The organism is Phocaeicola coprophilus DSM 18228 = JCM 13818 (genome assembly GCF_000157915.1).
Classification (GTDB): Bacteria; Bacteroidota; Bacteroidia; order Bacteroidales; family Bacteroidaceae; genus Phocaeicola; species Phocaeicola coprophilus.
This window is the reverse complement of record NZ_EQ973633.1, coordinates 33191-39361: the sequence shown is the minus strand read 5'-3', so window position 1 is coordinate 39361 and position 6171 is coordinate 33191. Positions and strand designations below refer to the sequence as shown.

At 47.9% G+C, this 6171-nt stretch carries 5 protein-coding genes and 1 pseudogene; 1 reads left to right on the top strand and 5 read right to left on the bottom strand.

The window, feature by feature from the left end:
* Window positions 1-108 precede the first annotated feature (108 nt).
* Window positions 109-2739 carry a transglutaminase-like domain-containing protein gene (locus tag BACCOPRO_RS03915; protein ID WP_040311149.1) on the top strand — a complete coding sequence of 877 codons (2631 nt, stop codon included), beginning with the start codon at window positions 109-111 and terminating at the stop codon, window positions 2737-2739.
* Between the two features lie 102 nt (window positions 2740-2841).
* On the opposite strand, the gene BACCOPRO_RS03910 is transcribed toward BACCOPRO_RS03915, so the two are convergent.
* The 5 genes and pseudogenes from BACCOPRO_RS03910 to BACCOPRO_RS03890 all read right to left on the bottom strand — a co-directional run bounded on the left by BACCOPRO_RS03910 (window position 2842) and on the right by BACCOPRO_RS03890 (window position 6004).
* Window positions 2842-3588, bottom strand: a complete 747-nt coding sequence (locus BACCOPRO_RS03910; protein WP_008141145.1) for a copper homeostasis protein CutC — start codon at window positions 3586-3588, stop codon at window positions 2842-2844.
* A 255-nt stretch (window positions 3589-3843) separates the two neighbouring features.
* On the bottom strand, window positions 3844-4161 hold the full coding sequence (locus BACCOPRO_RS03905) for a hypothetical protein (protein WP_008141143.1): 318 nt from the start codon (window positions 4159-4161) through the stop codon (window positions 3844-3846).
* 280 nt (window positions 4162-4441) lie between these two features.
* Complete coding sequence (locus tag BACCOPRO_RS03900; RefSeq protein ID WP_008141139.1) at window positions 4442-4882, bottom strand: HU family DNA-binding protein; 441 nt, start codon at window positions 4880-4882, stop codon at window positions 4442-4444.
* 388 nt (window positions 4883-5270) lie between these two features.
* Window positions 5271-5726: pseudogene (locus tag BACCOPRO_RS03895) on the bottom strand (N-acetylmuramoyl-L-alanine amidase); the annotation flags it as partial.
* A 41-nt stretch (window positions 5727-5767) separates the two neighbouring features.
* Window positions 5768-6004: a DUF4248 domain-containing protein gene (locus BACCOPRO_RS03890; RefSeq protein WP_008141134.1), complete on the bottom strand. Its 237-nt coding sequence runs from the start codon at window positions 6002-6004 to the stop codon at window positions 5768-5770.
* Window positions 6005-6171: the final 167 nt, after the last annotated feature.

Below are 6171 nucleotides of genomic sequence, written 5' to 3'. Positions count from 1 at the left end.
CCGAGTTCCTTTCTCAAAACGCCTGTTATAATAAATCTTATTCGTATCTTTAAGCCGGAAAAAACAATCTGTTACAAATCCAGAAAATATTTTAATCCAAAAACCGATATGATAAAACGATTTTTCTATTCGCTCAGTCTGGTAGCAGCCCTCAGTCTTGGAAGCTGCACCTCAGAGGAACACTTCATCAAAGAAGCTGACTACCGGGCTAAAGTGGAGGCAGACTTTGCTGCCAAGCAACAAGTGTTCAGTCATGGAAACCTCTTTGATGTGTTCAAAGGCAACATGACGCAGGAAGAACGGGAAGCCATGATGTTCATGTATGCTTACATGGCAGGAAGTGATATCTCTGATTATTCCGGAGAATATTACCTGAACAATGTGCGCCATTCTCTTCAAAACCGCAAGGAAGCTTCATGGGGAAAACAGATTCCCGACATGATCTTCCGCCATTTTGTGCTGCCCATCCGTGTGAACAACGAAAACATGGATAATGCACGCGAGGCTTTCCACAAAGAGCTCTGGCCGCGCGTCAAAGATCTGTCCATGCGTGATGCCGTGCTGGAAGTAAACCACTGGTGTCACGAAAAAGTTGTCTATACTCCTTCGGATATCCGTACCAGCGGTCCGATGGCCACGGTTAAAACTGCATACGGCCGCTGTGGAGAAGAATCAACCTTCCTGGTTGCTGCCCTTCGTTCAGTAGGAATTCCCGCACGTCAGGTCTACACTCCGCGCTGGGCACATACAGACGATAACCATGCCTGGGTAGAAGCCTGGGTAGACGGCCAGTGGTATTTCCTGGGTGCCTGCGAACCGGAACCTGTCCTGAATCTGGGATGGTTCAATGCACCGGCAAGCCGAGGCATGCTTATGCACACCAAAGTGTTCGGCGCTTATAACGGACCGGAAGATGTCATGAAGCAGACTGCCAATTATACAGAAATCAATATCATCGACAACTATGGACAGAGCGCTCCGGCCGAAATCCTTGTCACCGGTACTGACCAGAAACCTGTAGCGGGAGCTGATGTAGAGTTCAAAGTATACAACTATGGAGAATTCTATACCGTAGCCCATAAAGTCAGCGACGAAAAAGGATGTGCAACCTTATCTGCCGGACTGGGAGACATGCTGGTATTTGCATCCGCCAACGGCAAGTTCGGTTTCCAGAAAGTTTCATTCGGCAAGGACAAACAAGTCAACATCGTTCTCGACAAACAGGAAGGAGATCCTGTCACTCTTCCGTTCGACATGGTTCCGCCGGCTGAAAAAGCCAACATCCCGGAAGTTACTCCGGAACAGCGCGCCGAGAATACCCGCAGAATGAATGAGGAAGACGCTATCCGCAATGCGTATGTAGCTTCCTTCCCGACAGAAGAAAAAGCAAAAGCATTCGCTGACGAACAGAAGCTGGATGCTGATAAGACAGTTGCCTGCATCATCAAATCAAGAGGAAACTACGCAGAAATCATGCAATTCCTGAAGAATGCCGTTGCCAAGAATATGGGCGAACGGGCTCTTGCACTGCTTTCTACCGTATCCGACAAAGACTTGCGCGACACTCCATGCAGCGTACTGGAAGATCACCTTTACAATACCGATGCACAGGCTGACGTGAATGAAGTACTTGCACCGCGCATCGAGAACGAACTGCTGACTCCGTATCGTTCTTACTTGCAGAAGAACATTCCGGCCAGCCTGGCGGAACAGTTCAAGAACGATCCGCAGCAACTGGTCAACTGGTGCAAGGACAGTCTGACCGTACGCGATGACTTGAATACCGGAGCTGCCGTAGCTTCACCGGCAGGAACCTGGAACAGCCGTGTAACCGATAGCCGTTCCCGCGAAATCTTCTTCGTTGCAGCTGCACGCAGCATGGGAATCCCTGCCTGGAAAGATGCAGTCAACGGCAACATCTACTACCGCCACAACGGAGAACTGACTCATGTAAACTTCGAGACCGCCGTAGCACAGCGCCCGTCAGAAGGTACACTGAAGGCTACCTACAAACCGATCTCACGTCTTAACAACCCGAAATATTATTCACACTTCAGTATTTCGAAGTATGACAACGGCAGTTTCCGTCTGCTGAACTATCCGGAAAATGCAACCTGGGAATCCCTGTTGAAGAATGGAACCCCGATTGAAACCGGATACTACATGCTTGTAACAGGAAGCCGCCTGGCAAACGGAAGTGTACTGAGTAACGTCACTTTCTTCACCATTGAAGAAGGAAAAACAACGACCGTTGACCTGGTGATGAGAGACAACGCTGAAGAAATCCGTGTCATCGGTAATTTCAATTCAGAAGCCACCTATCTGAATCCGGAAACGAAAGAAGAAGTTTCCATCCTTTCTACAACAGGACGCGGCTACTACATTGTAGGTGTACTGGGAGTCGGACAGGAACCGACCAACCATGCTTTGAAAGATATTGAAGTAAAGAAAGCCGACTATGAAAAATGGGGACGGAAAATCGTACTTCTGTTTACTGACGAAGCAGCCTATAAGAAGTTTGACCGCAAGGCATTCCCGAACCTGCCTTCAACCATCAGCTTCGGAATTGATACTGACGGAAAGATCCGCAAAGAAATTGCAACCAACATGAAGCTCAACAACGGCGGACAGTTGCCGGTATTCATCATTGGTGACACATTCAACCGGGTTGTATTCCAGTCTCAAGGATATACCATCGGTCTGGGTGAACAGATGCTGCACGTGATCCACGGCCTCTGATCCGGCTGAAAAAAGACGAGACAAAAATAAAAAAGGTTTCGGCGTTTTTGATTAAACGCCGAAACCTTTTTGCTAAAAGCCCGCGGGCTTTTTCAGACAGCCTTAAAGCGAAGACTTCAAAGCCTGTATGGTATTGCGTACACGCTTGGCAGTTGTTACCGGATGCATATATTCATCCATATCAGTACCTCCCATCGACAAGGCAGGATTACGCAACTTCATCTGACTTTCCTTATTCTCACGTGCAGAGAAATGGAACTCCGAAGCTCCTGTCAAACGGGCCAGTTCCGCAATATTCGATTCATTGACACCACAACCCGGCATTATCACAATTCGTCCGTCGGCCTGTTTTACCAGATCAGCCAGCAATGCCGCTCCCTTGATAGCCACAGGCTGCTGTCCGGAAGTCAGCACACGGTCCACTCCCAGCTGAATCAGTGTTTCCAATACCTGCTTCGGATCTTTTACATAATCAAAAGCCCGATGGAAAGTCACAGCCATTCCTTCTGCCGCCTTCATCAGACGCTCCATAGCAGGCATATCCAGTTCACCCTCCGGAGTCAGACAACCAAACACCACTCCGTCAGCTCCTGCCTGACGAGCCATGCAAATATCTTCTTCCATAGTTTCAATCTCAACCGGTGAATAAAGGAAATCTCCTCCACGCGGACGAATAATCACATGCAAACGGATATCAATCAACTTGCGTGCCATACGGATTTCTCCATACGAAGGAGTTGTTCCACCTTCCGGAATAGCCGCGCACAATTCTACGCGGTTGGCTCCGCCTTCCTGTGCAGCCACACAACTTTCTGCTGAATTGGCACAGATTTCAAAAGCATAATTCATACAACTGTGATTTAATGGCTAATCTCTTAAAAAGAAAGACTCACTAAATTAGCCGATTTAGTGAGTCTTCATTATCAAATATTCTCAAAGTAGTACACCCGTGGGGACTATAAATCCAGTCAGGTATATACCTAAAAGACATAAAATTACAATAACCTCTAAAATGGTATGTCACCGAATTAGGCACCGAAATTCATCAGCAGCCTCCTTTTCCACAAAGTCAAGGTTCTATTTTTGTCTTTACAAAAGTAGGAATTAGATTTGATTAATTACGTCATTTTCGGTTATTTTTGTTGCGAAGGGATGATATTTTTTTCTTTTCAAATCGTGATAGCTGTCGTCGATCAGCATCAGAACTGGAACATCATCCTTTTTTCGAATGAAGATCAGGCTTCGGGTTGTGTCGTTTTCATGGGGAATGTATAGTCTTGCGTAATCACAATCCAGCCGGGCGGCAATCTCAAAACCGCACCGAATGTTGTAATCTGATCCGTGAAGGGAAATCGTTTGTTCGGGAGCCAACCGACTTAAATAAGAGTCCAGGCGAGAAGCTGTCATTTTATCAATCATCATTTTTTCGAGTAATGTTAGGTTATACAGGAATGGTTAAAGGGCTTTTGAGAAAGTTTCTCAGCAGTCATTTCACTAGTTATAACGCAAATTTTTCATTGCATTTACCTTTTAAATCGAAAAGAATGTGAAAATAGGCTGATAAATCTAGAAAAAAAACCGGAAAAAAAATGCGGTCAGGTTTTCCAAAATGCCGGAAAGTCATAAAAAAAATCGCGCCCACGTTTTTTTTATCCGTGGACGCGATTTCAATGGTCAGAAACCGGTTCTATAAGGAGATAGATCAGACTCCCATGCCTCCCCCTTCATCTTCGGTGGCTTCTTCAGCATCTTTCTTGGGTGCTACACGTTCAAATGATGCGGTCTGCATGGCATCTGAGATCTTCTTGCTGGGACGGAAGATCACTTTTACACCCTTGATCATCGAAACGTTATATTCTTCAGCCACTTCAGCACCTTTGGAGCTGATGGAAGCACGGAAGGTTCCCAGATCACCCAGCTGAACGATTTCGCCGTTCTGCAGGAGATCAATGGTTTCGTCCTCGAGGGCTGCCAGAACGGCCTTCACGTCGGCGCGCGTCACAGTGGTTGAACGGCTGATTTTTTCGGCGATTTCTTCAAGTGATGAATATCCACGTGCCTGGGCAGTTGCGTAATACTTGGCGGGTGCTCCCTTGTCGGCAGGATTTTTTCTCGGTACGACTGAGTAAGTAAGTTTTCTCATGGTGTAAGTTTTTTAAGGGTTAATGTTCGGGTTGTGCTGCAAATATAAGTACGTGCGCGTGAAGGATCTTCGGTTGCTGCGGATGGGTGGTGTTTGGTGTGATTATGTGCTGATAAGATTTGATAACGGCACAAAAGAAACGCGCCTCAGCCGGATGGCGGGGCGCGTTCGTCAGCATGATGCACAGGTGTCAGCGGTGTGAAGACTGGTCGCGGAGCGACAGGATCCATGGAACTAACTTGGCGATAAACTTACATGCTTTCCAAATTCCGGAGAGAATCTTTTTCATAGGCTTTCGGTTTTGGTTCGGAGACAAAGGTAGTTGATCTGAAAACGGCTCGGCGAGGTGGGCAAGGTTTGGCGGTGTTTGCTGCGGTTTGTGTCCGTTGTATGCTGTTATGTATGCGTATTCCTGAGCGGCATTGAAGCATGGACATTGCTTAATGTACTCGGCTGGTTCGATGCGTCCGTTGCCGTTGAGGTCAGGTGACAGGTCGCGGTGGCCGCAGATCCGGGCCTCGGGAAAGCGTTCATGCAGTTGCTTGAGCAGTGTAATGAGTGCGGTTCTCTGTTCGGCTGTCCGGGTATCTGCCGGGTTTCCGTCCGGATCCAGTCCACCTTCATAAGCAATTCCGATGGAATTTGCGTTAAATCCTTTGGCGTGTGCTCCTATCTGTGCGATCTGTCGCATGGGTTTTACTTCTCCGGATCGCCGGATATAGAAATGATATCCGCAGCAGGCGAAACCGCGTCGGCGGTGTTCTGCTTCGAGTGCTTCAGGTGTAAGCTGGGAGTTGCAGCGGGATGCTGTACAATGGATGACAATCAGGTTTATCTTTCTCATGGTATCAGATGGGTGTTGTGGTTTCCGGGTTGTTTCAGTTCTCAGGGTTCTCCGAATTCGTCGAGGATGATATCAACTTGCCGCGGAGAGAGGATGCGTGCGTTCGGGCGGTAACTTGCCTGTATAAGCCTGTTCAGGAGTGCAGGGGTTGTCATAATCCAATGCTTGAGGCGGGTGGATGCTGAAGCCGGAGCGATGTTCGGGAAATAGAGTGTTGCGAGTTCCTTGAGTCCGTAGGATCGGTGGACAAAGTGGCTGTTGTTTGTGTGTTCGGACATAGCTTAAGGTTTTGAGATTGTTTCCGTAAATATAGTGAAAATCTGTGCGTTTTGTTCTTTCCGGGCTTTAAAGGATCTAGTTAAATGCAGATACCGGATCAGGATCTCAGTGCGCGAGGCGGCGGAGCCGCCGATGCGTCAGCGGCGCGCGGAGCGCGTCCGGCGGA

Bases quoted from the DNA above. Each gene is read 5' to 3' on its own strand.
- BACCOPRO_RS03915 (WP_040311149.1), top strand. From the start codon at position 109: ATGATAAAACGATTTTTCTATTCGCTCAGTCTGGTAGCAGCCCTCAGT.
- BACCOPRO_RS03905 (WP_008141143.1), bottom strand. From the start codon at position 4,161: ATGATGATTGATAAAATGACAGCTTCTCGCCTGGACTCTTATTTAAGT.
- BACCOPRO_RS03910 (WP_008141145.1), bottom strand. From the start codon at position 3,588: ATGAATTATGCTTTTGAAATCTGTGCCAATTCAGCAGAAAGTTGTGTG.
- BACCOPRO_RS03890 (WP_008141134.1), bottom strand. From the start codon at position 6,004: ATGTCCGAACACACAAACAACAGCCACTTTGTCCACCGATCCTACGGA.
- BACCOPRO_RS03900 (WP_008141139.1), bottom strand. From the start codon at position 4,882: ATGAGAAAACTTACTTACTCAGTCGTACCGAGAAAAAATCCTGCCGAC.